Source organism: Kitasatospora indigofera (assembly GCF_014655955.1).
Taxonomy (GTDB): Bacteria; Actinomycetota; Actinomycetes; order Streptomycetales; family Streptomycetaceae; genus Kitasatospora; species Kitasatospora indigofera.
Window position 1 is genome coordinate 25,060 of the sequence record NZ_BNBO01000041.1, and the last position, 26,493, is coordinate 51,552.

Here is a 26,493-nt window from a genome sequence, read left to right on the forward strand (position 1 = left end):
GCGACCGCCGGACGACCGTCCGGCCCCGTTCGTCAGTACAGGTCTGCGATCCAGGCGTAGTCGTCGGGGTTGCGCATCTGGGTGAGGGCGGTGCGCAGCCCTTCCTTCTCGGCGAGGTCCTGGAACCAGGGGACGGGGGTGAGGAGGGTGGCGAGCTGCTCGGTGGTTTCGGCGTCGAGGAAGGCGTCGAGGTGGGCGGGAACGGGGTCGTCGACGAGGCAGAGCCAGGCGAGGGCCGCGGCCATCCGGACCTCGGCGGGGCGGGTGAGGTCCTGCCACCATGCGAGGGTGCATGCGGTCGTGGCGGCGTCGCGTTCCTCCCAGGCCAGTTCGCCGATCGCCAGGACCAGGCTCGCGCGTGCCACCGGGTCGTCCTCGGCGTCGAGGCGCGCGTGCAGGGCGGCTGTGATCCGGCCGCGCGCGGGGGAGGCCGCGGCCGCGAGGGCGTAGACCGCGGCGGTCCGGACGACTGGGGCCGGGTGGTCGAGCAGGGGCAGCAGCAGGTCCGCGTCCGCGGTGAGGGCCTGCCGCGCGGCCTGGACGGACCAGGTGCTGACGTAGCCGCTGGGCTCGAAGATCAGGCTGCCGGCGGGAGTGCAGGTGCGCAGGAGCCCCGTACGGGTGCCGTCCCGCAGGTGGGGGCGGCGTGCGAGGGCCCCGACCAGGCGAAGGGCGCGAGGAGGTGGAGTGGGGTGGGTGAGCGCGATACGGATCAAGAAGGGGACGGTGAGGGCCCCGGCCGCATTCGGGGTGCCCTGGTGGCAGACGGCGTCCCAGACGGCTTCCAGCTCCTTGCCGGCCGCTCGCACGTCGCCGTACCGGATCCGTGTCAGCCTTCCGGGCAAGTCACTGCCGGGACCGAAGGCGTGGTGGAACCTCTCCCACGGCACCGCGTCGTAGTCCAGACCGTCCTTGACCTCGGCCGTCATCTCGGCCACGACCACCCGCACGTCCTGCGGCGTGCCCGCGTGGAACCCTGGCCCGTCCTCCTCCCACATCGCCGGGACACCGTCCCCGCCCCGCCAGCTCACGACAACTCCCTTTCCCGGCCGCCGCCCATCCGTGCCCCGCTCTACCGGTCAAGATCCTCAGCCTCCGTGACGGCACACCGTAGCAACAGCCTCCGACAGCGAGCCGCGGAACCTGCAGCGGGCCTGCTTCCGGCACGCGGGAGTGGGCGCGGCCCAGGTCGTCCGGCTCCGTGGGCCTTCTGGGCAGGTCAACGCGGCGGACGTCGACTCGACCATCGGGCCGGCACCCCGAGCACCGCCCCGGAGGGCGACCCGGGCGGACGCGGTGGGGAGCGGTCAGGCCGGGGCGTCGGGTGCGGTCCCCGCTGCTTCGTCGGTTCGCCGGCGCAGTTCGGACGTGAGCAGGTCCAGGTGCGGCTTCGACTGGAACTGCAGCGGGGGTGCCATGTCGGCGAAGGAGTTGTTGAACGCGCTTGGGGAGCGGGCCAGTTCCCGTAGTACATGGTCCGCGGTGTCGTCGCCGGCCAGGGCGGGCGCGAGGGCCGCGCTGCCCCGCACGCCCGCGTGGGGGTCGCTGAGCCAGGGGCTGGTGTCGCCGCCGAGGTCGCCGATGGCGACCACGATCGTCGCCCTCTCATGCGCGGAGGCAGCCGCCCGGGCCATCGATGCCAGCTGCGCCAGCAGCGCCGGGCGTTGCGCCGAGGCGAAAGGATGGCGGGCCAGCGAACCGATGGCCGCGGCGGCGCACGTCCTACGCCCGGATCGTTCCGACGTGAGGTACGGCAGTGCCCGCCGCAGGAGCGTGGGTGCCAGGTCGAAGCAGGCGAGCGCCGCCTGGTCGAGGACGAGCTCGCCAAGGCCGGTGCCGTCCTGCCACATCCGCGACCGGGCCCCGGGTTCGGCGGCCAGGTAGTCGCCGGTCCACGCTCGAAGCTGCGGTGCGCGGCCCTCGACCCGGGCGCGGATCTCCTCAGCCCCGTCGCCGAGGTCCGCCGCCGTGCCGACCGCGTACAGGTAGGCGAGCATCGCGTCCGCCATCGTGGGATCGTCGGGCCACAGCGACGCATCGTCCAGGAGGGTGGCGGCAATCATCGCGGTGGGTGCCGTAACGGGCCAGGCCTTGCCCTCACGGCGAAGGGTCGCCGACCACAGGTGCGAGTACCCGTCGACGAAGGCCCGGTCGCTGTCACCGAGGAGTGCCGACAGATGCCGCGGCGTGTCCCCGGCGGGCCCCAACGCGTGAAACAGCCCGGACCAGTCCACGTCATCCATGTGATCAACCACAACGGGGATGGTGCCACGACACTCTGACAGCCCCACATAGCCAGTGACATGCGCGAGTCAGACACAGGCCTCAAGCCGTGCATGCCGGGCGGCCCGGATTCGAACAAGCTTGCGGCAGCGTTGCGGCCGGACGCTGACAGCGGGCGGACGTCCCGGTGCCAGCCCGGGCCGACCAGTGAAGGAACTGACGCGACGTCAGCCTGGCCCTGCCGAACCAGCCCTGATCCTCGGCCGGGGCGCAAACCGGCGTCGCTGCCGGGTGAGTCGTTCGAGGTTCGGGTCCGGCGAGCGGGCTCCGAGAGATCGAGGAGATGCTGGACCGGCTCGCGCGGTGATCGGGCCGCCGCCTGCGGACGGGGTGGTCCCGGATCCGTGGGAGTTGGGGCCCGGGGTGCTCGGTCTCCAGCTACCCGCGGACCATCGGGCGTTCGCCGACCGATACGGGACGGTCAGCATCAGCGACGAGCTGCACATCTGCACGAGGCCGTCGATATCTGTTCGACTGGCGTTGTCGGTGCTCCACGGTGCATCGTGCGGTGGTGAATGAATCGTTGTCGGCCGAGCACGAAGACCGCTGGATCATGAATCTTCGGGGCCTGGCCGTTACCGAGATCAGCGTTGGCTACCAGCTGTCGCTGCGCCTCGGCTCGGATGCCCGCGTGGTCCTTGGATGCCCCTTCGAGCTCACCCAGGGTGTCGTTGACGACCGTCGGCACGTCCTCCTCGACCCAGGACGACAGGATGTGGCGGCGGCACTCGGGCTGTTCGAGGCAAAGGTTCTGTCCGCGGTGGCCTTCAAGACTGGTTCGCTGCGGCTGGTTTTCGACAACGGCTGCCACCTCAACAGCCGGGCGGACCCGTCGTTCGAGGCATGGGAGGTGCTGGGACCGGGAGGCTGGCGGGTCATCTCGATGCCGGGTGGGCAGCTCGCGGTCTGGTCCGGGCAATCCATGCCCTCCTGACGGACCGCCGACGGCGGGGTAGGCAGGCAAGCGCCGGTACGACCGGTTCCCGTCGGGCTCGACGCGCCGCATCGCGTCCAGTCGTGTAGGACAACCCTTGTAAGCCAGCCACGGGTGCTGACAGACGAGCCTCAGACCGCCATGTGCCGGGTGAGCTCGCGTGACTTCTGCCGCAGTGCGGCTGTCCACTCCCGCGCATGGGGATCCGAAGCCGTCTTGAGACAGCCGCTCTCGGTACGCTCGGCAGCCTGCCAATCGACCTCAGTGTTGGCTTTCTCAGCCAAGGCCAGCACTGCGGCGACGAACCCCTCGGACAGAGTGGCCATGACGGCGTGCCTGGTCTTGCTGTGCCAGGCGAGAAGGGCGTCGACGAACACTGCGAACGCGATCGGGTCGATCTGGCACTCGTCGGCTTCCATCGGGCCGATGCCGGACGGCAGACCCACTGCTTCTTGATAGACGGCGACATGACTCATGAACAGCCGGAACGCCCCGTTGGACGGGTTCCACAGGGCTTGGTCGCCCACCTTGTAGTACTGGCTCACGTCAACCTCTCACTGCTTGCCCTAGGGACTCGACATTACGGCCAGCCAGCCCTCCACGGACGGTGAGCCAGAACCCGGCTTCCCAGAAAGCCAGCTACCTTGCCGCACAAGTCCGTTCTGTGGGAGGTCAGTCGAGCCAGATCACCATGGCGTCCTCGGCGGAGGCTGCGGCCCGGAAGAACTCGGTCAGAGGGACAAAGAGGTCACGGGCCCAGTCCAGGGAGGTCGGCGAGTCCCAGATCCGGGGATAGACCTCGGCAGTGGCGAGTTCGTTGTGGTCGACGCCGTGGACCAGATCGTCGTAGGTCATCCGGTTCAGCCTGTCGGCGGCCAGCCGCACCCGGTCGGCGGTCAGGTACCGCGGCGGGCCGTAGCCCCAGTCATCGGCCTCGGGAACGGGTTCCTCACCGAAGACGATGTCGACCGGGAAGGCCGACCGCTTCAGGAGGAACCCCAGCAGATTCCAGGTCTGGTGCGTGGTGAAATGCCGCGCTTCAGCCGGTGCCGTCTCCTCGTCCTCCTGGTCCTGAACGTCGGAGGCGAAGTCCAAGGCCCACTCGGGGTCCTCCAGGGCTCGCGCCAGCTCTCCGGGTGTGACGCGCAGGTACTCGCCGTTCATGCTCATGGGCGGCAGCTTACGGAGCGGCTCCGACAGGAGCTCCGGCTGCTCATCCCGCTCGCCGTGATCCGGTGCCGGCCTTGTGGTGGGTCGGTCGACGACAGGGCCCGCCGGTGGCCAGGAGCAGGACCACGTCGGAGCGGGTCGCGAAGCGGCTGTTCTTCGAGCCGGGTGGGCGACCGGGGCCGGGGCGGCTCCGGTAGCGGGACTCACGGGTGCTGCGGGGTGCTGCGGGGTGCTGCGGGCGCGACGGCGGGCGCGACGGCGGGCGGCCACCACGACGGGGGCGCCGGTCCTTTCCGGGTGCCGACCGGTCAGGTGCCGGAGCCGAGGTGGCAGCCGCTCCGGCCGGCCGCGATCGGCGTACTACCTCCTGTCTGGCGCGGCTCCGAAGGGGGCGGTCCCTCGGGGCGGGACCGCGCCCTCGGTGCGGTGGCCGGTGGCGCCGGGAGGGTCGAGCCGGCGCAGCGCGAGGAGGCCGCCGATGCCGGGAAGGACGGCAACGGCCTGGGTGGTGGTCGTGGCCGGCGTCAGGCGCCAGGTCGCGATGACGACGAACAGGTAGGCGCAGCCGTGGGTGGGGCCTGCCAAGGAGGAGACGGGCTTGAGGTGGGCGGTGGCGAGGTTGGCCAGCATGACGACCAACGAGACGAGTTCGACGTGTGCCGCGATGCGCAGGGGGCGGAGGTGCACGGTCACGCTCCCGTGGTGGAGCCGGGGCGGACGATCATCAGGACGGTGACGGTTGCCCACAACAGGTTGAAGACGCCGGTGAGCGTGGCGAGTCGGGCAGCGGGGCCGGGGCCGAGGGACCGCGCGGTGGTGAGGGCGCTGTCCTGGGCGGGAAGGATCAGCAGGCCCAGGACGGCAGCCGCGGCGGCCGTCAGGACGATCGAGGTGATCACCCATCCGTTGCCGAGGACGTCGAGGCTGCCGGCCGTGGCGAACCCGAAGAGGGGAACCGCGATGCCGATGCCGGCGTAGACGCGGCAGATGCGGTGCAGGGTTCGCAGGGCCGCGAGCGCCTCACGGTCGTCCGGGGCGCTGTGGGCGCGACGCAGCGCCTGGGGGAACATGCTCGCGGCGACCGTGACAGGCCCTACGGCCAGTACCGCCGCCAGGACGTGCAGGGGGAGGAGGAGTTTCGTCATGCCCGGTGCTCCGCGGCCGCCGGGACGGCACGGCGCCGGCCGGTGACCTTCGAGGCCGGCAGGCGTCCGGCCTTGGACGTGCCGGTCAGGGTGTCGCCGTCGATCGTGACCGCGAAGGCCAGGTTGAGGCGCAGGGGCTTGGTGACGGCCTGCTTCCAGGTGAGCCTGTCGCCGTCAAGGGTGATGTCGCTGAGCGGGACGTTCTCTCCCGCCCCGTGGGCCGACCCGGTCAGGACACCGGCCTGTGGGGCAAGTTCGATCACGGTTTCGATCCTGCCGATCGGGGTGGAGACGGACAGGTCCCAGATGCCTTCTGCGGTCATGACGCCGTTCTTCCTACGAGTGCCGTGCGGTGGGAGGGCGGGGCGGAGTGTGTGGTCAGAGGGCGGTGGGCGCGAGGCCTTCACTGCGCCAGACGACGCCGCGGCGCTCGTGGGCGAACAGTTCCTCGACGGCGTGGGCCACCCGGGGGCCCACCTCGCGCTCCAGCAGGTACAGGCCCAGGTCGAGGCCGGAGGTGACGCCGGCCCCGGTGACGAGGTCACCGTCGTCGACGACGCGGGCGCTCACCGCGTGGACGCCGGTGGCGTCGAGCATGTCCAGGCCCAAGTGGTGGGTGGTGGCGTAGCGGCCCTCCAACAGGCCGGCCATGGCGAGGACGAGCGAGCCGCCGCACACCGCGCCGAGCGTCACCTCGGGGTTGTCCCTCGCCGCCTTCAGCAGGGTGGGCAGCTCGGTCGTCAGGGTGCTGCCCAGCAGAACGGGGATGAACTCGTCCTGCGACCGTTGCCCGGCCTGCGCGTCGTGGTCAGGGACGTCGCCGGGCTCACCCACGCGGCCCGCAGCGCCGGGAACCAGGATCAGGCCCGCACGCGCGGGGTCCAGGGCGGCGGTGGCACGCAGCACCAGGCCCCCGATGCCGCTGACCACGTCACGCGGTCCTTCCGCGGAGACCAGCTCCACCGTCACCGCGCCGCCGGAGGCGGTGCCTCCGGCGTACAGCACTTCGAAGGGGGCGATGACATCGAGCGGGTCGAAGCCGTCGAACAGGATGATCTGGGCGTGCACGGAAGAGAGTCCTTTCGGGAGCGGTCGGCATCCGGCCCGTGCCGGAGTCGCACCCCGACGCTAAGCGGCCGCCGGCCCGCCCCCCAGTGGCATGAGTGACACATCCCAACGGGAAATCGCCACGGCTGCGGTCAGGGCCCTGATCTGTGAGAACAGCGCACATCACGGTGCCGGAACAGGGCATCGGGTACGGTGGACGGGTATCTTCTGGCCATGCACACCGTCGCCGTACTCGCTCTGGACCGGGTGATCCCCTTCGATCTGTCCACCCCGATCGAGGTCTTCTCCCGCACCCGCCTCCCGGACGGACGCCCCGGCTACCAGATCCGCGTCTGCGCCGAACGGCCGGAGATCGATGCCGGCGCCTTCACCGTTCGCGTGCCCTGGGGGCTGGAAGGCCTCAAAGCCGCGGACACGATCATCGTTCCCGGCACCGCCGACCCCATGGCCCCGCTCGCCCCCGCCGTCGGCGACGCGCTGCGTGCGGCCGCCGCGAACGGCACGCGCATCGCCTCCATCTGCTCAGGCACCTTCCCCCTGGCCGCCACCGGACTCCTGGACGGCCTGCGCGCCACCACCCACTGGAGCGCCGCCGATCTCCTGGCCGCCGCCCATCCGGACATCGAGGTGGACCCGCACGTCCTCTACGTCGACAACGGCCAGATCCTCACCTCCGCCGGCGCCGCCGCGGGCCTCGACCTGTGCCTGCACATGATCCGCCGCGACTACGGCTCAGCCGTCGCAGCCGACGCCGCCCGGCTGTCCGTCATGCCCCTGGAACGTGAAGGCGGACAGGCGCAGTTCATCGTCCACCATCACGCACCCGCCCCCCAGGGATCAGTACTTGAGCCGTTGCTGGCCTGGTTGCAGGACAACCTTGCTGCCGAACTCACCCTCACCGACATCGCCGCCCACGCCGGCACAAGCACCCGGACCCTGATCCGGCACTTCCGCGATCAGGTCGGCACCACCCCGCTCCAGTGGCTCCATCGCGCACGCATCCGGCAAGCCCAGCACCTCCTGGAGACCACCCGTCATTCCGTCGAACGCATCGGCGCCCAGGTCGGATTCGGCTCACCCACCGCCTTCCGCGAACGGTTCAAGAAGACCACCGGCGTCAGCCCGCACGCCTATCGCCGAAGCTTCAGCTGAGCCGGCCCATCGCGCCGCTCCCACCGACCCGGCGCTCCACCACCAGTGCTGCGATACACCGTCTGGGGGCTCCCCCTCAGCACACCCGGAGGTGTGCCTTGGAGCCCCCCGTGGTGGCACGACGCCGGCACGGTCGAGCGGACCACGACGCCCCACGGGACCGGGTCCGCGAAGCCGGCGACCGAGTGGGCTGGTCGCCCGGGCCAAGTCCGAGTTCCTCGGCCCGCGGCTCGCCCGGAACGGCCATCGGCGCGGCCGACCCACAGGCTCCGGCCCGCCCGAGCGGCGGACACCTGCTGGGCGCCGTGCACGTGGATGGCCAGACCTGCTCGGCTTGATTCCCCGTCCACTGGCGGGGCTCCTCGATGACGGCTGTTGTCATCTGTGGTGTCTCCCAGGATGATCACAGCCGTGACATTCCTCCTCCTGGTCGCCCTGGCCGTCGCTGTCCCGCTTGGCTTCCGGGTCGCCCCTCACCTGAGGCGGGTCGGCCCGGCACTCTGGGTCCGTGCCCGGTTCGACCCGGCCGTCCATGGCCTCCCACCCCGTGAAGAAGTCGACGCGCACCGGGCCGGGCCGCCTCTGCCTGCTTACCGCTCCAAGGAAGTGACGGCCATCGCCCACGACGCGTGGGAGGGTCACTGGCGGCCGGCGGCCGCCTATGCAGAAGCCGCCGGCCAGGAATGGGACGAACGCTGGTCCCGGCTGGAAGTCCTGCAGCAGATCGCCGACCGGGGCGACACCTGGCTGCACGACTGGCTCCGGGCCGAACCGGACGACGGCACCGCCGCCACCGTCCACGCCCAGCTGCTCGTGCATCGCGCGTGGGCGATACGTGGAGACGGCTACGCGCACAGTGTTCCCGCCGGTCGGATGGCCCGGTTCATGGTTCAGCTGAACGCCGCGATGGACGCCGCGCGGACGGCCGCCTCGCTCGCGCCCGAGGACCCTGGCCCGTGGGTGGTCATGGTCACGGCCGCCCGCGGACTCAGGTACGAGCGCGACGAGTTCCGCCCGCTCTGGAAGGAGCTGGTCACGCGCGCCCCGCACCACTACGCGGGCCACCGTCAGGCCATGGAGTACTGGTGCGCGAAGTGGGCCGGCACGAACAAGCTGATGATGGAGTTCGCCGAACGCGCCGCGCACGACGTACCGGCCGGCAGCCCGCTCGCCGGAATCTACCTGCACGCGCTGCACGAGCTCACCCGACGCTCCGGGCCCTCGGCGCTCCCGTCCTCGCCCGCGGCCAAGGACCTGCTGGAGAGCGTCGCCCGGTCGCTGAACCAAGTCCCGGACGATGACCAGCAGGCGCCCCCGCTCCGGCACCTCCTGGCTCACTACCTGGTCAAGGCACGGCGTTACGACGCTGCCCTGGAACAGTTCCGCCTGATCGGCCCCTGGTGCGGCGCGGAGCCGTGGACGAAGGAGCGCGACCCCGTCGCGGCGTTCGACCTCGCTCGGGGCATCGCCGCGACAAGAGCCCGGCAGAACTGACGCTGCTCTCCTTGCTTCCCCAGACGCTGCAAGGCGCAAGGATCTGGGACGACGAGCGGCGGTGGGGACGCCCGCGACGCCTAGGATCCCGCCACAGATCGGACCTGCCATGGCAGGCCTTCTCCCCCGGCGCCCGGCGGCTGACGTGGACAGCCGCCAGTGACGCGGGATCTCTCGCACCACCCCTGGTGCACCCGACCTGGCCTCTTCACGGCGTCAAGGTCTGGCTCACGGCCGCGCTGGAGCCTGCCGCGTGACGGCCGCACGCACCGGCTCGCAGGCATGACCGAGGAGTGCCCCCGTCGCGGCACCCGGGGCCGCCGAGGAAGCTTGGTCGGGCTGCCCACGTCTGCGACGACGCCCGCCCCCGCGGAGCGCGGCGATCGCACCGTGCTCGGAGCGCGGACTCTCGCCGGCCCCGTCAGGCGACCGGTTCTCGCGCAGCGTCGCGGTTCGGCTCCCGCACCATGAACACGTCCACCGGGTCCTCGGACTCGGGTGTGAATCCGTGCCGTTCGTAGAGCCGCCTGGCCGGACTGCCCTGCAGCACGTTGAGCCGGACCAGGGTGCCTACGCGGTCGCACCGTTCCAGCAGCCCGCGCAGTACGGCCGTGCCGATGCCGCTGCCCTGGAGGTGCGCGGCCAGGTAGAAGTGCTCCAGCCAGTGGGCGTCCTCGGCCGGCCGCAGCGACACGCAGCCGGCGAACGCGCCGCCCACCTCGATCACCCAGGTGTGCGCCGGGGCGAAGGCGTCCCGCAGCCGCTGCCGCACCCGCTGCTCGTCGTACCGCCCGAGGCGCTCCAGATCCGCCCGCAGCACCTCGGCCCGCAACTCGGCGACCGCCTCGACGTCCGCTGCCGAGGCCGGCCGAATCTCCCAGTCCACCATGATCAACAGGCTATCGCACCGGATGTTGTCCCGAATCCCGGGACGGCGCCGCCCCTTTGCTCCAGCCTCCTTGACCTGGAGCGCGCTCCAGGTGCGAGAGTCGTCGGCATGGCGGACCTGCTCTCTCCCGCCGAGGCCGTGAAACGGTCCGGCTTCAGCATCGACACCCTTCGGTACTACGAGCGCATCGGGCTGCTCGACCGGATCGCGCGCAGCACCGGCGGGCGGCGGCAGTTCAGCGAGGACCACCTCGAATGGCTGGGCGTGCTGCGCTGCCTGCGCGACACCGGCATGCCCATCGCCGACATGCAGCGGTACGCGGCCTCCGCCCGCGAGGGCGACCGCACGCTGGAGGAGCGGCTCGCGCTGCTCACCGAGCACGCGACCAGGGCGCAGCGCACCATCGACGAACTGATGCGCCAGCAGCAGCACTTGAACGAGAAGATCGCCTGGTACCAGGCGCAGATCAGCATCCAGCAGGGGGATTCGGCATGACCGGAGCAACGCGCACACTCGGCAGCAGCGGCATCGAGGTGAGCCCGATCGGCGTGGGCTGCTGGGCCATCGGCGGCCCGCTGCACGCCGGGGGCGAGCAGTTCGGCTGGGGCGCGGTGGACGACACGGAGTCGACCGCCGCCCTGCACCGCGCCTTCGACCTCGGCGCGACCTTCTTCGACACCGCGAGCAACTACGGTGCGGGCCACAGCGAGACCGTCCTCGGCCGGGCCTTCGCCGGCCGCCGCGACCAGGTGGTCATCGCCACCAAGTGGGGCAACACCTTCGACGAGGCCACCGGCGAGGCCACCGGCCAGGACGCCACCCCCGGTTACCTCCGGGCCGCGATCGACGGCAGCCTGCGCCGGCTGGGCACCGACTACGTCGACCTCTACCAGTTCCACATCTCCGACGCCCCGCTGTCCGCCGCCCTCGACCTGGTCGACACCCTTGAGGACCTGGTCGCCACCGGCAAGATCCGCGCCTACGCCTGGTCCACCGACGACGCCGCCAACGCCGAGGGCTTCGCCGCGAAGGCCCCCCACTGCGTCGCCGTCCAGCACGACTTCTCCGTGCTCAACCCGGCGGCCGGGATGGTCGCCGTGGTCGAGTCCCTCGGCCTGGCCTCGATCGCCCGCGGCCCGCTCGCGATGGGCCTGCTCTCCGGCAAGTACCACGACGGCCACCGGGTGGCCGCCGACGACGTCCGCGCCCAGGGCCACCCGTGGATCCCCTACTTCGGCGAGGACGGCACCGGGAGCACCGAGCACCTGTCCCGGATCGACGCCGTCCGCGAGGTGCTCACCTCCGACGGCCGCACCCTCGCCCAGGGCGCCCTCGCCTGGCTGCTGGCCCGCACGGATGCCGTCGTCCCCATCCCCGGCTGCCGCACCGTCGCCCAGGTCGAGGAGAACCTCGGCCGCCGGTCCCCGCTCACCCCGGCCGAGTTCGCCCAGGTGGAGTCCCTGCTCCGCGGCTGACGTCACGCCGGCGGGGCCCGCACCGGCAGTGTGCGGGCCCCGCCGGCGTGACGTGGTCCGGGTGCTCGGCCTCGACACCGCCGGGCGGTGTTCCTTCTGCACCTCGGCGTCCGCGGACGGAGTCAGGCCGGGACCAGCGCCTTGGACCGGTCGGCGGCGATGTGTACGGCCAGCCCCGCCAACACGGTGCCCATCAGGTACCGCTGGATCCGCAGCCAGGCGGGCCGCTCGCCGAGGAAGGCGGCGATCGTGCCGGCCGCCAGCATGACCGCGCAGTTGACGGTGATCCCGATCGTGACCTGCACGAGGCCCAGCAGGAAGCTCTGCGCGGCCACGTGCCCGCGTTCCGGTTCGATGAACTGCGGGAGCAGCGACACGTACAGGATGGCGATCTTGGGGTTGAGCAGGTTGGTGACCAGCCCCATCGTGAACAGCCGGCGCGGCCGGTCGGCGGCCTGCTCCGTGGGCGCGAACGCCGAGGCGCCGCCGGGCCGGACCGCCTGCCAGGCGAGGTGGAGCAGGTAGGCGGCTCCACCGAGCTTGAGGACGGTGTAGACGGCCGGCACCACGGCGAAGACCACGGCCAGGCCGGCGGTGGCCACGGCGAGGTAGACCAGGAAACCGACCGCGACCCCGGCCAACGAGACCAGCCCGGCGCGGCGGCCCTGGGTGATCGACCGTGAGGCCAGATAGATGATGTTCGGGCCGGGGATGAGCGCCATGCCCAGTTCCATCGCGGCCACTCCGGCGACCGCGCCGGGGGAGACAATCATTCGCACCTGCCTTCGAGGAGTGTGCCGACCCTATCCCGGCAGCTCCGGAGAGGATCACCCGCTGAGCCGCGAGCCGCGTCGCCGCAAAGCGGTGAGGGCGCGGTCCTGCTGACGGCCGGCCACAAGGCCGCCCGCCGGGACGGGCCCCTGCGGTGCGACCGGGCCGCTCTGACGGTGACGACCCGCCATGGGCGCCTCCGGGGACGCCTGCGGCACCGTCGCGGGGCAGGACGGTGCGGGACGGCTCAGTGCAGTGCGGTGCGGGACGGGAGCGGAGGCCTGCGAAGTGGCGCCAGGGCCGGCCGCCGGGGCGGGTGACCTCACCCGCCCCCGGCCGAACGGTGGCCGCCGAGCCCTTCGCTCAGGGGGCTTCGACGGGCCCGGCCCGGTCCCATCCGGGCGCCCGCACGTCGATCGTGAGACTGCCCGACCCGACCTCCTCACCGCAGGTCCGGCACGTCGACATCAGGTCGAGGTCGTGCTCGGACTCGTGTGCGGCGGCGTACGCGGTGCCGGGATCGGAGGCGTGCGAGCTAGCGGGATCGACGCGGTGCCGGAAGGCGACCGGCGGGGTGTCCACCGCCCAGCGGTCGCCCCAGGCCAGCAGTGCGTGCATCACCGGTGCGAGATCGCGGCCGGCCTCCGTGAGGTGGTACTCGAAGCGCAACGGGCGCTCGCTGTAGGCGTGGCGCTCGACCACGCCCACCTCCTCCAGGGCGCGGAGTCTCGCGGCGAGGCGGTCGCGGGGGGCGCCGGTGTTGCGGACGATCTGCTCGTACCGCCGGTTGCCGTAGAAGATCTCGCGGATCGCCAGGAGGGCCCAGCGTTCGCCGACGAGTTGCAGCGCGGCGGCCGCGGAGCACGGCCGGCCGGGCACCCGGGGGTGCGGCACCGCGTGCTCGCCCTGCTTCCTGTTCGAGGTCATGTGCCCATCCTCCCCCGAGTCCGTTGCGTTTTCAAACCCACGGGGCTAGCCTCCGGTCCATGACAGTTGGATTTTCAAACCCACCAAGGGCGGCCCGGGCCGTGTTCGCGACCGTCGCGGCCGCGGTCTTCATGTCGAACCTCGACCTCTTCATCGTCAACGTCGCCCTCCCGGCGATCGGCCGGTCGTTCGGCGGCAGCGGCCTCGGCTCCCTCTCCTGGGTCCTCAACGGCTACGCGATCGTCTTCGCGGCCCTCCTCGTGGTCGCCGGCCGCGTCGCCGACCGCTCCGGCCACAAGCCGGTCTTCCTGACCGGCCTGGCGGTCTTCACCCTCGCCTCGGCCGGCTGCGCCCTCGCTCCCGACGTCGGGACGCTGGTCGCGGCCCGGCTCGTGCAGGCCGCCGGCGCCGCACTGCTGATGCCGACGTCACTCGCGCTGCTGCTCGACACGACGGCGCCCGAGAAGCGCGCCGGGGCGGTGCGGGCCTGGGCGTCGATCGGCGGGATCGCCGCCGGACTCGGGCCCGTGGCCGGCGGACTGCTGGTCGAGGCCGGGTGGCGCTGGGTGTTCATCGTCAACCTGCCGGTGGGGATCGCGGCCTTCGCCCTGGGCGCCAAGGTGCTGGCGTCGCCCGGACGCACCGGGGCGCAGCGTAGTCCGCTGCCCGACCTGTTCGGCGCCGCCCTTCTCACCGGATCGATCGCCACCCTCGCACTCGCCCTGGTCAAGGCTCCCGAGTGGGGCTGGACGAGCGCCGGCACCCTCGGCGGCCTGGCCGGCGCGGTGCTGCTCGGCGCCTGGTTCGTCCTGCGCTCCGCCCGCCACCCCGTGCCGATCGTCGAGCTGCCGCTGCTCCGGGTCCCGGCGTTCGCATCCGCCGCTGCCGCCCTGACGCTGTTCACCGTCGCGTTCGCCGGCATGCTGCTCGGCGCGGTGCTGTGGTGCCAGGGCGTGCGGGGCTACTCGGCCCTGCTCACCGGCCTCGCCATCGCGCCGGGGCCCCTGCTCGTGCCGCCGGTCGCCCTGCGGATCGGGCCCGCCGTCGCCCGGTTCGGCGCGGGCCGGATCGCGCTGGCGGGAACCGTCCTGTTCGCGGCCGGCGTCCTGTGGTGGGCCGCGACGCTCGACACCGGTTCGGCCTACGCAGGTTCGCTCCTGCCCGGCATGATGCTGACCGGCCTCGGCGTCGGCCTCACCGTGCCGGTCCTGACCGCCGCGTCGGCGGCCGCCCTGCCGCCGGCCCGCTTCGCCACCGGATCGGCCATCACCTCGATGGGCCGCCAGATCGGCGCCGTCCTCGGCGTCGCGATCCTCATCGGCATCCTCGGCACCCCGGCCCCCGGACACGCCGTCGCCGCGTTCCGCCACGGCTGGTTCGCCGTCGCCGCCGCGTCCCTGCTCGCCGCGTGCGCGACCGTCCCGCTCGTCCGCGCACCACGGCCGGCCGCGGGCCGGACGCCCGACACCGCGGCGGCCGACGTCGCCGGGGCTGCGAAGGCGGTGAAGGCCGGCACCGCCTGATGGGACGGGACGGCCTCCGCGCGGGCGGCCAGGGTCTCGGCACCGGCCAGGAGCACAACGTCCCTCGTCGCCGCATTGGTTCGTCCCGGCAGGTGCGGGCGGAACGGGACGCCACGGCGCGACCGGCCGGCGCTCGGCACAGTGGGCGGAACGGGACCGCGCCCGACGGCGCGGTCCCCTGCACACCGGGCGGCTCCCGGCCGATGAGCCTCCCGCTCAGCGCAGCAAGGACGCGCGGAACGTCCGGAACACGTCCCGGAGTTCGGCCGTGGGGACCGGGTTCATGTCCAGTTGGAGGTGGGCCGCCTCGTCGTCACCGTTGGGGGTCAGCCAGGCGTAGAAGGCGTAGCCGTCCCCGACGGGATCGGCGTTCAGCGTCAGCGGGTTGTTGCGGCCGGGAGTCACCGCCACCGCGAAGCGGGCGCCCGACGAGGCGTCCAGTTGGGCCAGCATCCGAGTGGCGAAGCCCACGGCTTCCTCCCTGCTGAGCCAGGCGGCGAAGTCGGCCTTCAGCAGCGAGCACCAGTCGGCGCTGATCCGCCAGTCGTCCTCACCGGTCTGCGCCAGCTCCACCCATGCGTTCTTGTTGCCAAGTCGTATGCGCGGTCTCTCCATCGTCATGCCCTTCGACGGTCCTGCGGGGACCGTGATCCTAGTGATCCCCCCGGGCCGGGCCGCCCCGGGGCCGCCCGAGCGGGTGCGCGGCTCGGCACCTCGGGCCGTCGGCCTGCCACCGGCCGGGAGCGCGCCTGCGGCGAATGGCCCTGACTCGCGGTGGTGACGATCAGTGAGGTGGAATGAGTTCGATCGGGCCACCGGTCCGACGATGGGACTGGAGTGCGTGGATGGGGACGATTCTCAAGGGCGTGAGCCGCGTGCGCTGGCACGAGTTGAGGCATGCGTACGGACCGGCGGCCGATGTTCCCGGCCTGCTGTCCCGGATCGCCTGGGGCGACGCCCGTACGAGCGAGACAGCTCTGAGTGATCTCGGTCTGTCGATCGGTGAACTGGCGGTCTTCGACGCGACGGTCGCCGCGGTTCCCTTCCTGTGGGACCTCGCGGCGACCACGACGGTGAACTCCCGGGCCGGAGTGATCGAGTTGCTGCAGACGATCCTCGAACACGGCAACCCACCGCGGCCGAAGGTACAACTGGAAGCCCACCAGGCCGTACTGAGCCGCCGGCCGACGGCCGACCGGCTCGCCGACGACAGCGATCCCGTGGTGAGGGCAGCGGCACAGGACCTGCTCGCCGCGATCGACCGCCATCCGAACGAACCCTGCTGCCAGGTTTGACGCCAGGGCCGCCGCGGCTGAGGTGGTGGTGCTCGCACAGCACGACCGGATCAGGACGGGACCTGCGGCACGGGTCGGGACGGCCGGCGCTCACGGTCAAGCCGGTCGGCGCTGTGCCGGGGCCCGCCCGGACCGGCGGCCGGAAGCCGGTGGAGGGATGCCGGATTGCCGATGAGCGGGCCCGGGCGCGGCCGTCCGGCGCTACGCTGCACGCGTGATCGAGAATCCGAACGTGCGTCTCGCCGACCTTCTCGACCGCCGTGCGGAGGGGCACGAGCCCGCGCCGCAGGCGGTGCTCGCCGCGCTGTCGGAGGGCGGGATGTTCGTTCCCGTCACCCACGCCGGAGCGGTGCTGTTCCTCCCCGACGACGAACAGCCGCCCACACTGCTCGGGTTCACCGACGCGGCACTCGGCACGCGACTGCTGCCGGCGGCCGCCGGGATGGTGCACTGCGACCTGGCGCGGCTGCGGGACATCCTGGAGAAGACCGGCGTCGCCGTGCTCGGGGTCCGCTCCGGCGACGGGCAGGCGATCATTCCCGAGCAGGCGCTGCGGGACTGGGCGACCCACGGGCCCGGGCCCGGGGCCGAGATGACGCTCTCCTGGTCGACCGACCCGGTGGCGGTCGCCCTGCGCGACGCACTGGTGCGGCGGATCCGCGAGTTCCCCGCCGTCCGCTCGGTGTGGGTGGCACAGGTCCGGTGGCAGGCCGGCGGCGAAGAACACCTGATGCTGCACGTCGCCGTGGACGAGGACCTGCCCTCGGCCTCCGCCGACCGGCTGCTGCAGACCCTGCTCCGCGAGGAGGTGAAGCTCGGCAGCCACCACCCGAAGGTCGGGATGATCGCCCTGAACACCACCACCCACGCCGAACACATCGACCAACTGGACCACGCGGGCCTGGACACCGTGCGCCACGACGTCGGGTCGGGCCAGGTCCGGGTGATCTCGCGCGAGTACGACGACCCGAAGCCGGCCCCGGCGGACGGCGCCGGTCCCCGCCCCCGGGCCAAACGCCCCTGGTTCGGCCGTTCCTGACGGACTTCGCCGGAACGGGGTGGATGCCGGATGCAGGGAGGGCTCACCCCGCCCCGCCGTTCACCCGATCGGCGGGTCCACCGGCGGCCAGGGGTAGCCCAGTTGCCCGGCGTCGTGCGAGCCTCCCCAGACCTCGGCGGTGGCACGGGGATCGCCGGCGGTCAGCCGGGCCTCAAGGCGCTCGGCCTGGTCCGACGGGGCGTCCGCGGAGACCGGGAGGGTCGTCCCGAACTGGAGCCAGGGCAGATCCGTGCCGGCCCGGCCGGCGGGATGCCTCAGGACGACGTGGATCCGGTCGGGCTGCCCGCGGGAGGACCAGACGAACTCCAGCTCGCACTCCCACCGGTCGAGCCAGTCCCCACGTCTCCTCAGCCCCGCCTCAAGCAGTCGCGCCACCGCCCCCGCCGGCCACTCCCACCGGCGGTCCGCTCCGGCCCGCAGGACCTCGGCCTCGTACTCGTCCGCGGCGAACCGAAGTTCGGGCAGGTCGACGTCCTGGTTCGCCGCGTCGCGCCAGTCCGCCCAGACCACCCGGTCCCCGTCACGCCGGACCGTCACGTACAGGGCGCCGCAGCACTCCTCCACGCCGCAGCCGGACCAGGCGAGACGGACCTCGTGGGGCGTCGCCCCGGCCCGCAACGACCCTTCCGCGCCGAACAGGTACCGGGGGCCCACGCCCAGGTACCGGGAGCCTCCCACGCCGCCGGGGACCGCCTCGGCCAGCAGGTCACGGCCGTTGACGACCGGGCGGACCTCCGCACCGCCCTCGTCGGGCGGCGGGCACACGATGCTCAGGCTCAGCAGGTCCGGTCCCGTGGTCATCGGCCAATGATCGCGCAGCCGGCTCACGGCTGTCAGGTGAATTCGCCCGGCCGGAGGACGTGCGGAACCACTGCGGCCAGGACCGGCCGAGGGCCCGGACCTCGTGATCCGGTAGCGTCCGCGGCATGACCACCGATCAGTTCTCCACCTCCACCGAGCGGGAGGCCCTCTGCGGCTTTCTCGACAAGCAGCGCGCCGCTCTGCTCCGGAAGGTCGAGGGTGTCTCCGACGCGGACGCCCGCAGGACTCCGACGGCGAGCTCGTTGTCCTTGCTGGGCCTGCTCAAGCACTCGGCGCTCTGGGAGCGCAGATGGTTCCAGATCATCGTGGCGGGGCGGACGTTCCCCGGCGAATGGCCGGAGGCGGAGGTCCAGGACTGGGCCGACGACGACTTCCGCGTCGACGAGCAGGACACCGTGGAGCGCTGGACCGCCTACTTCGAGGAACAGGCGGCCGTCTCGCGGGACATCACCGCGGGCCTGGACCTGGAGGCTCCGTGCCGCCGGCCCAAGCTCGCCCACCGGAATCTGCGGTGGGTCCTGCTCCACATGATCGAGGAGACCGCCCGGCACGCCGGCCACGCAGACATCGTCCGGGAGAGCCTCGACGGCAGCCGCGGCGTGTAGGCCCTGTCCCGCCTGCGGGTTCGGCCGGGCGCCCGACGCAGGTGACGAGGCGGCGAAGTCACCTCGCGGAGCAGGCAGGGGTGCAGCTCCACGTTCTCGGCTCCGACGTCGGTCCCCACGGTGCCGGGGATCGGTAGCGGGGTGTTCAGCGGGGTGTTCAGCGGGGTGTTCAGCGGGCGCTGCCCAGGTCGCGGTCGGCCTCGGAGCCTTCGAGCAGCAAGGTGGTCTCCTCGATCCGGCGGAAGCGGCCGTCGGGGGCGAACTCGGCGAAGACGTAGACCTCCATGCGGACCGTGGACCCGTCCGTCTTGACGACCTCCATGGTGTGGCGGTCGGCGTACCGGTCGCCGTCCACGAGTTCGTCGTGGACGGTGACCGAGCCGCCCGCCACGACCGTGCGCAGGTGGGCGATGTGGGCGAGGAACCCGGTGCGGTCCGCCCAGCTGCCGTCGGTGCGCTGACGGTAGTCGGGGGCGAAGTGCCGCTCGGCGGCCTCGTCCAGACCGAGGCCCGGGGTGAGCAGCAGGTCGGTGAGGGCGGCGCGGATGTCGGTGCGGCTCATGGGAGTTCCTCCGGGTGTGGTGGGGCGGCCCGCCCGGCGGGCGGAGAGATGCGTGCCTTGAGCACGCTTATGACTCTACCGGAAACGCGTGCTTCGCGCACGCTAATCTGCGGGCATGACGACCACGGCCGGCGAGGACATCGCCCACACCCTCGGGCTGCTGCTGCGGCGCAGCACCCGCACCCGCCTCCACGCCCGCCTCACCGAGGGGCTGGGGAAGGCGGTCGACGACCTCACCTACCCCGTCCTCAGCGGCCTGGCCCGGACCGGCCCGCGCAGCGCCGCCGACCTCGGCCGCGAGGTCGGACTGGACCGCACCACCGTCAGCCGGCGCGCCGGCCGCCTGGAGCAGGCCGGCCTGCTGGAGCGCCGGCCCGACCCGGACGACCGCCGCGCCACCCTGCTCGCCCTCACCGACGACGGCCACGCCGTCGTGACCGTCACCCGGCAGCGGCTCACGGACGCCGTCGAGGACTCCCTCGCCGGCTGGCCGCCGGCCGAGGCCCGCGCCTTCGCCCGCCTCCTGCACCGCTTCGTCGGCCAGGGGCCCTTCGCCGCCGGCGACGAGTGACCGTCACGGGCCCGGCCGGGCCTCTCCTTCGGCACGGTTCGCGGTGAGGGCCGCCCGGCCTGCCCGCGGGAACCGCTCGGGCGGTCGCCCGGCCTGACGGCCCTGTTCATCCCGGGTGCCCCGGGCGTCCCGGGCGTCCCGTTGGACCCGTCGCGGGCGGAGCGCTCGGCGGGCCGGCCTACCAGTTCGCCCAGGTGAGGTTCCAGCCGCCGAGCCCGTTGTCGGGGGCGACCGTCTTCTCCTTGGAGTTGACGATCTTGACCACGTCGCCGATCAGCGAGCTGTTGAAGAACGCGCCCGCGGCGGAGGTGTCGCTGCCGCCCTCCACGTCCTTGAGCGAGACGCACCCGTGGCTGGTGTTGGCCTTGCCGAACGGGTCGCCCTTGTACCAGTAGTTGCCGTGGAGGTAGGTGCCGCTCCCGGTCAGCCGCATCGCGTGCGGGACGGCGGGGATGTCGTACTCGTCGCCGAGTCCGACCGTCCGGGAGTTCATGTGGGTGACCTTCTCCTTGGACATGATCACCATGGTGCCGCCCCACGACGGGTGCTTCTCGTCGCCGAGCGTGGCGGGCACGGTGGTGGTCCTGCCGTCCCGGACGATCGTGAGCTGGTGCGCGGCGGCGTCCGCGGTGGACACCTGCGACCGGCCGATGGTGAACGGCTCGTCCTTGTCCACGTCGCCGTAGACGCCCGGCGCGACCTCGACGTTCTTCAGCCGGTAGTGGATGGTGACCTTGGTACCGGGCTTCCAGTACTCGGCCGGGCGGAAGTCCAGCCGGGCGTCACCGAACCAGTGGCCCTTCACCTCGGTGCCGTTGTCGGTCGTGAAGGTGATGCCCTTGGCGACGGCGTCCTTGTTCACGATCTTCGCGCTGAACTCCACCTTGACGATCATGCCCACGCCGTAGGTCTGGCCGTCGCCGATGTTGTCGTTGGTGGAGACCTGCTTGTCGGGCGCGCGTGTGGTGAACGCGGTGGTGGCGGCGGCCGCGAGGCCGTCGGCGTCCGTCGCCTGGGCGTTCACCGTGTACGCCGTGCCGGGTGCGAGGGCGGCGGCGGGCTTCCAGCCGGTGCCGTCCGGGCTGAGCGCGCCGGGCACGGGCCTGCCGTTCTTGTCGGTCACGTCGACGGTGGTCAGCTTCCCGTGGGAGACGGACACCTGAAGCGCGTTCGGGGCGACGCCCTGGGCCCCGTCCTTGGGCTCGACGTCCAGCACGGCGGCCGAGGTCTTCGGCGCGGTCCCGGCCGTCGTCCCCGCCGCGGCCCCGGCCGTCGTCCCGGCCGCCGGGCCGCCCGCGGCGGCGCTGTCCGTCGCGCGGGAGGCCTCGGCGACGTCGCTGTGGGGGTCGCCGCAGGCCGCGGTCATCAGCAGGATGCCGCCCATCGTCAGCGCCACCGCGCCGCGCTGGAATCGGTCGCCGGTACGTATCGCGGTCCGGGCCGCCTGAACAGTGCTCACTGTTGCTCCTTCTGGGTGATCACCGAGAGCTTGTCGGCCGGTTCGTCCCAGCGGCAACGGCCCGCGCCCGATACGGGACGCCGGGACGCCCCTACCCACCGTGAGCTGGGAAGACGTAACCTTCCTGGGACGCGTCCATGGGACGGAGGAACGGCGTGGCCGGCGGCGGGAACCGCCGGAGCGTGAGCGGCGTGCTTCTGTCCCGGAGATCGCTTCACGGTGGTCCGGCCGCAGGGGGACGCGACCGCGCCGAACCCGCCCGCCCACGGCGGCCGGGACGGCGGGGCGCGATCACCGCGGGATGCACGAGCGGGGTGGAGGAACGGTGTCGGAGGGGTTCGGGGAGTTGACGGAGCGGGACGAGATCACGCGGCTGCTCGGGGAGCTGAAGAGCAGGTCGGGGCTCAGTTACGGCGCGCTGGCGAAGCGGCTGCATCTGAGCACCTCGACGCTCCACCGCTACTGCAGCGGCGACGTGCTGCCGGCCGAGTTCGCCCCGCTGGACCAGCTCGCGCGGCTGTGCAGGGCGACGCCGGAGGAACTCGTCGAGCTGTACCGGCTGTGGGTCGTCGTCCGCGCGGCGCGCGGGAACAGGACATCGCCCGCGTCCGACGCGTCGGACGCGGCCGAACCGTCGGGTCCGTCGGAGGCCAGGGCAACGGCGGAGGCGACCGCGGAGGCCGAGGCGGAGGCGGATGCGACACCGGACAGGATCGGTGGTGTCGAGGCCGGACCGGTCCTCGCCGCCCCTGCCGAGGAGGACCCTGCGCCCGGGGCCGCGCGGCAACGGCGGCGTGTCCGCCGCCGGGCGGTCATGGCCGCGGTGGCGGTCACCGTGGCGCTGGCCACCATCGGGGCCGTCGCCACGGGGCTGAAGCCGCCCGGCGGTGACACCGACGCCCGGCGGAGCGCGGACGGCGTGCCGTCCGCCGGGTCCCCGGCCCCGGGCGGCCCCGGCTCGCCGTCGTCCTCCGCGCCCGCGCCCGCCTCGGCCGACCCGGGCACGGGCCCAGGCGCAGGCTCGCCGGGGCCGGCCGGCGGCTCGGACACGAGCGCTCCGGTCAAGGTCTCGGTCAAGCCTTCGGGGTGGGACAGCGCCTGCGACCAGTACCTGGTCGACCGTCCGCCGTCCGAAGTGCCCCGGCCGCCCCAGGTGGCGGACGTGACGGCCTGGGCCTCCCGGCTCGGCGCCGTCCCCGGCCAGTACCTGTCGATCGAGATCGTCGTGCAGGGCACCGGCAGGGACACCGTGGTGCTGTCCGGCCTCAACGTCCGGGTCGCCCGGATCGCGGCCCCACTCGCCTGGAACGCCTACTCCATGGGCGAGGGCTGCGGCGGCGGGGTCGACGTCCACTCCTACAATCTCGACCTCGACGCGGCCCGCCCGCGGCCGGTCCTGAGCGAGGGCAGCATCGGACTGCCGCTCAAGGTGAGCGAGGGCGACCCGGAGGTCATCGAGGTCTCCGCCAGGACCACCGCCCACGACGTGTCCTGGTACCTGGAGCTGGAGTGGTCCAGCGGCGACCGGAAGGGGACGCTCCGCGTCGACCTCGGCAACGGCAAGCCGTTCCGCACCAGCGCGGTGAAGGGCCGGCCGCTGTACGTCCATCCGATCGACGGACAGGCCTGGGAGCCGAGCCCCTTCTAGGACCCGTCCGGCGGCGCCGTGCCCGGACGCCCTGGGGCCGGCTCGCCCTCGGGCCGGACGCACCCGGGCGGTTCGGGGGTGCGTCCGGGCCGGGGCCGCTCCCGGCCGAAGGCGGGGGGCACTGCCCGGCGTCTCCCCCGGTCACCCGGCGGCCGCGGGTCAGCCCGCGCGCAGGGCGTGCAGGAGGGCGAGGGCGAAGACGGCGGTCACCCACGTCCACAGCACGGAGAGCGCGACGTGGCCGGTGGTGCGCAGGGCGTCGCCGCGCCAGAGCCGGGGCGAGAAGTAGGCGAACTCGAAGAACCAGCGGGCCCCCCAGAACAGCGCCTGCCCGGCGAGCAGCGCGGTGCCGAGCGGTGTGCCGGCCAGCAGGTCCGGTGCCAGGCAGAGCGCCAGCAGCCCGAACAGGAAGCAGGCCAGCCCGACGAAGAACAGGTGGGCGTAGGAGACCTGGCGGGTCAGCAGGCTCACCCCGGCGAGGTCGGCGGGCCAGCCGACCACCTTCGGCAGCAGCGCGTGGAACGCCCCCATGCCGACCAGGACGGCGCCGACCAGCCGCAACTGCCCCTCCAGTGCGAACAGTCCGTCAGCCGGGAGCAGTCCGTCCAGCGCCGGCAGCGCGTTCACCCGGCGCTCCGGCGGAAGGCGAAGGCGGTGACCAGTCCGGCGATCCGCCGCTCGCCGGCCGGCCGCAGCCCGGCGCCGACCGCGTGGTCCAGCCAGGTGCGGCGGGTCTGGAAGTGCCAGGCGCCCGGCCCGTAGACGGCCGCGTTGGCGGTGTCGCGCAGGTGCTCGACCAGCAGCAGCGTGCCGCCGGGGCGCAGGACGCGCACGCACTCGCCGAACAGCGCCGCCCGGTCGACGGGGCGGCGCAGCTCGTGGGCGGAGAACAGGCAGACGACGGTGTCCAGGTCCGCGCCGTCGACGGGCAGCGCGTCCGGTCGCCCGGGCAGGGTGCCGGGGGCGGGCGCCACCTTGCGGCGGGCCCGGCGGATCGAACCCTCGGTCATCCGGTCGGGGTCGTAGAGGTCGGCGGTGAGCTGCCGGCCGCCCGGCCAGCGGGCGGCGAACGGCAGGCTGGCCTCGTCGAGTCCGGTGGAGACGATCAGGTGGTCGCCGGGGCCGTCCGGCAGCAGGTCGGGCAGCCAGTCCAGCGAGCGCAGTTCGGAGCGGTCGTAGACGCACCAGGTGGCGAGGGTGCTGCTGGCGAGCAGGCCCGTGGCGGCCAGCGCCCCGATCCGGGCGACGACGGCGGGGGTGCCCGTCAGCCGCCGGGACAGCGCGAGGCCGACGGCCGCGGTGAGCGATCCGGCGGCGTACAGCGGCCAGTTGTAGCGGGCGACCTCGGCCGCGCCGGAGAGCCTCTGCGGCGACGAGGACAGGTGCGGGACCGGGTGCGGGAGCGCCGCGCCGGCGGTGCCGGTGGCGGTGCCGGTGCCGGTGGCGGTGGCGATGGCGGCGGCGATGGCGGCGGCGTCCGGGGTGCGGGTCACAGCAGCGCTCCCGTCAGGTCACGGCGGGTGCCGGCCGCCCAGCCGTACTCGACGTCCGCCACGTGGAAGGCGTTGGCGAGCACGGGCCGGCTGCCGGTGAACGGGCCGTGCTCGAAGAACGTCAGCCGGGAGACCTCGACGGCCACCGGCACGGGATCCCAGTGGGTGCGGGCCGCCTTCACCACGATCATGCTCCGGGTCTGCGGCTCGTACTCGAAGGTGTAGGGCAGCGGGCCGGCGAAGCGGCGGGCGGCGCGCAGGTCGGCGAACGGGCTGCCGGCGGGCAGCGGCGCCGGGGCGCTCGACAGGTCGGCGCGGACCCGGAGGTCGGCCCGGCCGTCCGCACTCAGCACCTTGAACTCCAGGCTGTCGCCGACGACCCGGGTGCCGATCCGGGCGAGGCGGTAGTTGTACCGGGAGAAGACGTTGCCGCCGACGGCCATCACCCGGTGGTCGGTGTCGCTGCGCAGGATGCGCAGGCCCCGCATGGTCCGCCCGCCGGGGGTGCGGAACCGGGTGAAGACCCGGTAGCCGGTGAGTACGAAGTCGCCGCCGAGCCGGGCCGGCAGGCCCGTCGGGCGCAGCGCCCGGGTGTCCACCAGGGCCGCGGCGACGAAGCCGTGCTCGGTGCCGCACGGGTCGGTGTAGGTGTCCGGCTCCAGGCCCGGGGGCACCAGCGGGGCGAGCAGCTCCGGCGGGAGCGCGTAGGTGAGCACCAGGGAGTGTGCGAAGCGGGTCCGCATGGCGAAGGGGTGACGTTGCAGCAGGTGCCTCATGGCCGGCTCCTCGGGTCGGGTCGGTGCGCGGGCCGCGGGCGGTCCTCGGCGACCGTCCGGGGCGCCGGCGCGGGACGCGCCGGGGCACCGCAGGGCGCCGGACCACCCGTCTCCGGGGGGCCTTGCCCTGCCGGGCATCATCATGGCGAACAATTTGAACATGTTCAACTCCCTCGCGGAGACCTCCGCGGGCAAGGCCGTCAGGGCCTGCCCGGCCGGCGGCGGCACCGGGTGGTCCACCCGGCACCGCGCCACGGCGGGCCTTCGGAAACCCGTGGTCCCAGCCCCGCGCGGGTCCGGCAACGCCCTTCGGCGGCCCGACGGCGTTGCGACGCGAGGACGGTGTACCCGTACGCCACGGTGTCGACGACGACACCCGCGAGGGGGCCCGGAATCGCGCGGCGCACCGGCCGGCGTCCACCCGTCGCCGTACCCGGCAGTCGTCACGGTCGGCGACGCTGGCGCAGCAGCGCCCCGACCCGCCGGGTGCGCAGGGCCGATGCCGCGGTCCCGTCCCGCCTGCCGGAATCATCTGACGTCGGATCGGCCCCCTGTGCTCCAATGCGCTGTCACGCCGTCCACGCACCACCTGCGAGTGCAGCCTCAGAACCGGGAGCAGTACCGGCCGATGAACGCTGAATGCCCCCGATGCGCCGAGTCCGACCAGGCCGTGAGCGTGCCGCGCGCCTCCTCCGACCCCGGTCTCCCGCTCGGAGCGCCGGAGCGCGCCCTGCTCCTGCCGCCACCGCCGCCGGTGCCGGCGAAGACCGCGCGCAGCCAGCCCGCCTCCGTGCTCTACACGGTGGCAGGCGTGATCACCGTCCTCGGCCTGATGAACCTGGCCAAGGGCATCCCGGACCCGGAGGTCGCCGACGCCTCCTACCGCCTGGGCTACATCCTGGGCCCGCTGCTCCTCTCCGTCCCCCTGGCGGTGGTCGGGCTGGTCGTGCAACTCGCGACCCGGCAGCGGCGGGTCCGGGTGGCCGAGGAGGCTGCCGGGGCGCGGCAAGCGGTCTGGGAGCGGTGCCACCGGGTCTGGCAGGCGGCCTGGCTGTGCCGGCGGTGCCGGGTGGCCTTCTTCCCCGAGGGCGCGGTCGACCCCGCCCACCCCGCCTCTCCCGCCTTAGCGGTGGCGCAGCTCCCGATGTGGGTGACGACGACGGCCGAGCGTGCGTTCGGCGTGCCGGAGCCGACCGGCCCGCGCTGAGCCGCGGGGCACACCGGCCCCGGACGCCCGACGCAGGCCACCCGAGCAGGACCGCCCGACGCGGGGGCGCCGTACGGGGGTGATCCGACAGGGGTGCCGGCGAACCGCGCTCCCGCGCGGTTCCGGAACCGCCTGTCGGATCACCCCCCGGGGTCAGCCCGGAG

At 73.1% G+C, this 26,493-nt stretch carries 30 protein-coding genes; 12 read left to right on the top strand and 18 right to left on the bottom strand.

The annotated features are described in order from the left end of the window. Window positions 1-32: 32 nt before the first annotated feature. Together IE329_RS27940 and IE329_RS27945 are read right to left on the bottom strand one after the other, a co-directional pair. Complete coding sequence (locus IE329_RS27940; protein ID WP_190213769.1) at window positions 33-1,031, bottom strand: HEAT repeat domain-containing protein; 999 nt, start codon at window positions 1,029-1,031, stop codon at window positions 33-35. 276 nt (window positions 1,032-1,307) lie between these two features. Further along, a complete protein-coding gene (locus IE329_RS27945) occupies window positions 1,308-2,243 on the bottom strand; it encodes a hypothetical protein (RefSeq protein ID WP_190213770.1) in 936 nt (311 codons plus the stop codon). A gap of 551 nt (window positions 2,244-2,794) precedes the next feature. Between IE329_RS27945 and IE329_RS27950 the strand changes: the two genes are divergently transcribed. Continuing rightward, entirely contained in the window at window positions 2,795-3,217 is a 423-nt protein-coding gene (locus IE329_RS27950; protein WP_190213771.1) for a DUF6188 family protein, read from the top strand. Between the two features lie 131 nt (window positions 3,218-3,348). Here the strand turns inward: IE329_RS27950 and IE329_RS27955 are convergent, their stop codons facing one another. The 6 genes from IE329_RS27955 to IE329_RS27980 all read right to left on the bottom strand — a co-directional run bounded on the left by IE329_RS27955 (window position 3,349) and on the right by IE329_RS27980 (window position 6,600). Next, a complete protein-coding gene (locus tag IE329_RS27955; RefSeq protein WP_190213772.1) occupies window positions 3,349-3,762 on the bottom strand; it encodes a DUF6086 family protein in 414 nt (137 codons plus the stop codon). 127 nt (window positions 3,763-3,889) lie between these two features. Next, complete coding sequence (locus tag IE329_RS27960) at window positions 3,890-4,387, bottom strand: YfbM family protein (RefSeq protein WP_229927814.1); 498 nt, start codon at window positions 4,385-4,387, stop codon at window positions 3,890-3,892. A gap of 360 nt (window positions 4,388-4,747) precedes the next feature. Next, window positions 4,748-5,080 (bottom strand): hypothetical protein, encoded by a 333-nt coding sequence (locus IE329_RS27965; RefSeq protein WP_229927815.1) that lies wholly within the window; start codon window positions 5,078-5,080, stop codon window positions 4,748-4,750. Further along, window positions 5,077-5,532 carry a hypothetical protein gene (locus IE329_RS27970; protein WP_190213773.1) on the bottom strand — a complete coding sequence of 152 codons (456 nt, stop codon included), beginning with the start codon at window positions 5,530-5,532 and terminating at the stop codon, window positions 5,077-5,079. The genes IE329_RS27965 and IE329_RS27970 overlap by 4 nt, the downstream gene beginning before the upstream one ends. Further along, window positions 5,529-5,855, bottom strand: a complete 327-nt coding sequence (locus IE329_RS27975) for a hypothetical protein (RefSeq protein WP_190213774.1) — start codon at window positions 5,853-5,855, stop codon at window positions 5,529-5,531. Before IE329_RS27975 ends, IE329_RS27970 begins: the two co-directional genes overlap by 4 nt. 55 nt (window positions 5,856-5,910) lie before the next feature. Then, complete coding sequence (locus tag IE329_RS27980; protein ID WP_190213775.1) at window positions 5,911-6,600, bottom strand: DJ-1/PfpI family protein; 690 nt, start codon at window positions 6,598-6,600, stop codon at window positions 5,911-5,913. A 213-nt stretch (window positions 6,601-6,813) separates the two neighbouring features. On the opposite strand from IE329_RS27980, the gene IE329_RS27985 reads away from it, so the two are divergent. Beyond that, entirely contained in the window at window positions 6,814-7,752 is a 939-nt protein-coding gene (locus IE329_RS27985; RefSeq protein WP_190213776.1) for a GlxA family transcriptional regulator, read from the top strand. A gap of 606 nt (window positions 7,753-8,358) precedes the next feature. Further along, entirely contained in the window at window positions 8,359-9,246 is an 888-nt protein-coding gene (locus IE329_RS27990) for a hypothetical protein (protein ID WP_190213777.1), read from the top strand. A 421-nt stretch (window positions 9,247-9,667) separates the two neighbouring features. Here the strand turns inward: IE329_RS27990 and IE329_RS27995 are convergent, their stop codons facing one another. Next, complete coding sequence (locus tag IE329_RS27995) at window positions 9,668-10,135, bottom strand: GNAT family N-acetyltransferase (RefSeq protein ID WP_190213778.1); 468 nt, start codon at window positions 10,133-10,135, stop codon at window positions 9,668-9,670. Window positions 10,136-10,243: 108 nt separating this feature from the next. On the opposite strand from IE329_RS27995, the gene IE329_RS28000 reads away from it, so the two are divergent. Beyond that, window positions 10,244-10,630 (top strand): MerR family transcriptional regulator, encoded by a 387-nt coding sequence (locus IE329_RS28000; RefSeq protein ID WP_190213779.1) that lies wholly within the window; start codon window positions 10,244-10,246, stop codon window positions 10,628-10,630. After that, window positions 10,627-11,610 carry an aldo/keto reductase gene (locus IE329_RS28005; RefSeq protein ID WP_190213780.1) on the top strand — a complete coding sequence of 328 codons (984 nt, stop codon included), beginning with the start codon at window positions 10,627-10,629 and terminating at the stop codon, window positions 11,608-11,610. Before IE329_RS28000 ends, IE329_RS28005 begins: the two co-directional genes overlap by 4 nt. A gap of 122 nt (window positions 11,611-11,732) precedes the next feature. On the opposite strand, the gene IE329_RS28010 is transcribed toward IE329_RS28005, so the two are convergent. After that, the gene (locus tag IE329_RS28010; protein ID WP_229927816.1) at window positions 11,733-12,383 is read right to left on the bottom strand and encodes a LysE family translocator; all 651 of its coding nucleotides are present in this window, start codon (window positions 12,381-12,383) and stop codon (window positions 11,733-11,735) included. 361 nt (window positions 12,384-12,744) lie between these two features. Then, window positions 12,745-13,308 carry a winged helix-turn-helix transcriptional regulator gene (locus IE329_RS28015; RefSeq protein WP_190213781.1) on the bottom strand — a complete coding sequence of 188 codons (564 nt, stop codon included), beginning with the start codon at window positions 13,306-13,308 and terminating at the stop codon, window positions 12,745-12,747. 101 nt (window positions 13,309-13,409) lie between these two features. Between IE329_RS28015 and IE329_RS28020 the strand changes: the two genes are divergently transcribed. Beyond that, a complete protein-coding gene (locus IE329_RS28020; protein WP_229927817.1) occupies window positions 13,410-14,831 on the top strand; it encodes an MFS transporter in 1,422 nt (473 codons plus the stop codon). Between the two features lie 216 nt (window positions 14,832-15,047). Here IE329_RS28020 and IE329_RS28025 read toward each other — a convergent pair whose 3' ends face one another. Next, window positions 15,048-15,452 (bottom strand): hypothetical protein, encoded by a 405-nt coding sequence (locus tag IE329_RS28025; RefSeq protein ID WP_229927818.1) that lies wholly within the window; start codon window positions 15,450-15,452, stop codon window positions 15,048-15,050. A 224-nt stretch (window positions 15,453-15,676) separates the two neighbouring features. Here IE329_RS28025 and IE329_RS28030 point away from each other — a divergent pair, with 224 nt between their 5' ends. Together IE329_RS28030 and IE329_RS28035 are read left to right on the top strand one after the other, a co-directional pair. Then, window positions 15,677-16,126 (top strand): hypothetical protein, encoded by a 450-nt coding sequence (locus IE329_RS28030; protein ID WP_190213784.1) that lies wholly within the window; start codon window positions 15,677-15,679, stop codon window positions 16,124-16,126. Window positions 16,127-16,340: 214 nt separating this feature from the next. Continuing rightward, window positions 16,341-17,165, top strand: a complete 825-nt coding sequence (locus IE329_RS28035; RefSeq protein WP_190213785.1) for a hypothetical protein — start codon at window positions 16,341-16,343, stop codon at window positions 17,163-17,165. 60 nt (window positions 17,166-17,225) lie between these two features. On the opposite strand, the gene IE329_RS28040 is transcribed toward IE329_RS28035, so the two are convergent. Next, on the bottom strand, window positions 17,226-17,987 hold the full coding sequence (locus tag IE329_RS28040; protein WP_190213786.1) for a hypothetical protein: 762 nt from the start codon (window positions 17,985-17,987) through the stop codon (window positions 17,226-17,228). Between the two features lie 125 nt (window positions 17,988-18,112). Here IE329_RS28040 and IE329_RS28045 point away from each other — a divergent pair, with 125 nt between their 5' ends. Further along, complete coding sequence (locus tag IE329_RS28045) at window positions 18,113-18,613, top strand: DinB family protein (RefSeq protein WP_190213787.1); 501 nt, start codon at window positions 18,113-18,115, stop codon at window positions 18,611-18,613. Window positions 18,614-18,782: 169 nt separating this feature from the next. Here the strand turns inward: IE329_RS28045 and IE329_RS28050 are convergent, their stop codons facing one another. Beyond that, window positions 18,783-19,175, bottom strand: a complete 393-nt coding sequence (locus tag IE329_RS28050; protein ID WP_190213788.1) for a nuclear transport factor 2 family protein — start codon at window positions 19,173-19,175, stop codon at window positions 18,783-18,785. Window positions 19,176-19,290: 115 nt separating this feature from the next. On the opposite strand from IE329_RS28050, the gene IE329_RS28055 reads away from it, so the two are divergent. Beyond that, window positions 19,291-19,746 carry a MarR family winged helix-turn-helix transcriptional regulator gene (locus IE329_RS28055; protein ID WP_190213789.1) on the top strand — a complete coding sequence of 152 codons (456 nt, stop codon included), beginning with the start codon at window positions 19,291-19,293 and terminating at the stop codon, window positions 19,744-19,746. A 178-nt stretch (window positions 19,747-19,924) separates the two neighbouring features. Here the strand turns inward: IE329_RS28055 and IE329_RS28060 are convergent, their stop codons facing one another. Then, window positions 19,925-21,205, bottom strand: coding sequence for a L,D-transpeptidase (locus IE329_RS28060; protein WP_229927819.1), 1,281 nt, complete (start codon window positions 21,203-21,205; stop codon window positions 19,925-19,927). Between the two features lie 325 nt (window positions 21,206-21,530). Between IE329_RS28060 and IE329_RS28065 the strand changes: the two genes are divergently transcribed. Then, window positions 21,531-22,853, top strand: a complete 1,323-nt coding sequence (locus IE329_RS28065; protein WP_229927820.1) for a helix-turn-helix domain-containing protein — start codon at window positions 21,531-21,533, stop codon at window positions 22,851-22,853. Between the two features lie 159 nt (window positions 22,854-23,012). Here IE329_RS28065 and IE329_RS28070 read toward each other — a convergent pair whose 3' ends face one another. From IE329_RS28070 to IE329_RS28080, 3 genes are read right to left on the bottom strand one after another with little or no spacing between them, the layout of a single operon-like run. Beyond that, on the bottom strand, window positions 23,013-23,480 hold the full coding sequence (locus IE329_RS28070; protein ID WP_229927821.1) for a hypothetical protein: 468 nt from the start codon (window positions 23,478-23,480) through the stop codon (window positions 23,013-23,015). Next, window positions 23,477-24,346, bottom strand: coding sequence for a class I SAM-dependent methyltransferase (locus IE329_RS28075; RefSeq protein ID WP_190213791.1), 870 nt, complete (start codon window positions 24,344-24,346; stop codon window positions 23,477-23,479). The genes IE329_RS28070 and IE329_RS28075 overlap by 4 nt, the downstream gene beginning before the upstream one ends. Beyond that, window positions 24,343-25,122 carry a DUF2071 domain-containing protein gene (locus tag IE329_RS28080; RefSeq protein WP_229927822.1) on the bottom strand — a complete coding sequence of 260 codons (780 nt, stop codon included), beginning with the start codon at window positions 25,120-25,122 and terminating at the stop codon, window positions 24,343-24,345. Before IE329_RS28080 ends, IE329_RS28075 begins: the two co-directional genes overlap by 4 nt. Window positions 25,123-25,792: 670 nt before the next feature. Here IE329_RS28080 and IE329_RS28085 point away from each other — a divergent pair. Beyond that, the gene (locus IE329_RS28085; protein WP_190213792.1) at window positions 25,793-26,329 is read left to right on the top strand and encodes a hypothetical protein; all 537 of its coding nucleotides are present in this window, start codon (window positions 25,793-25,795) and stop codon (window positions 26,327-26,329) included. The last annotated feature ends 164 nt before the right edge of the window (window positions 26,330-26,493 follow it).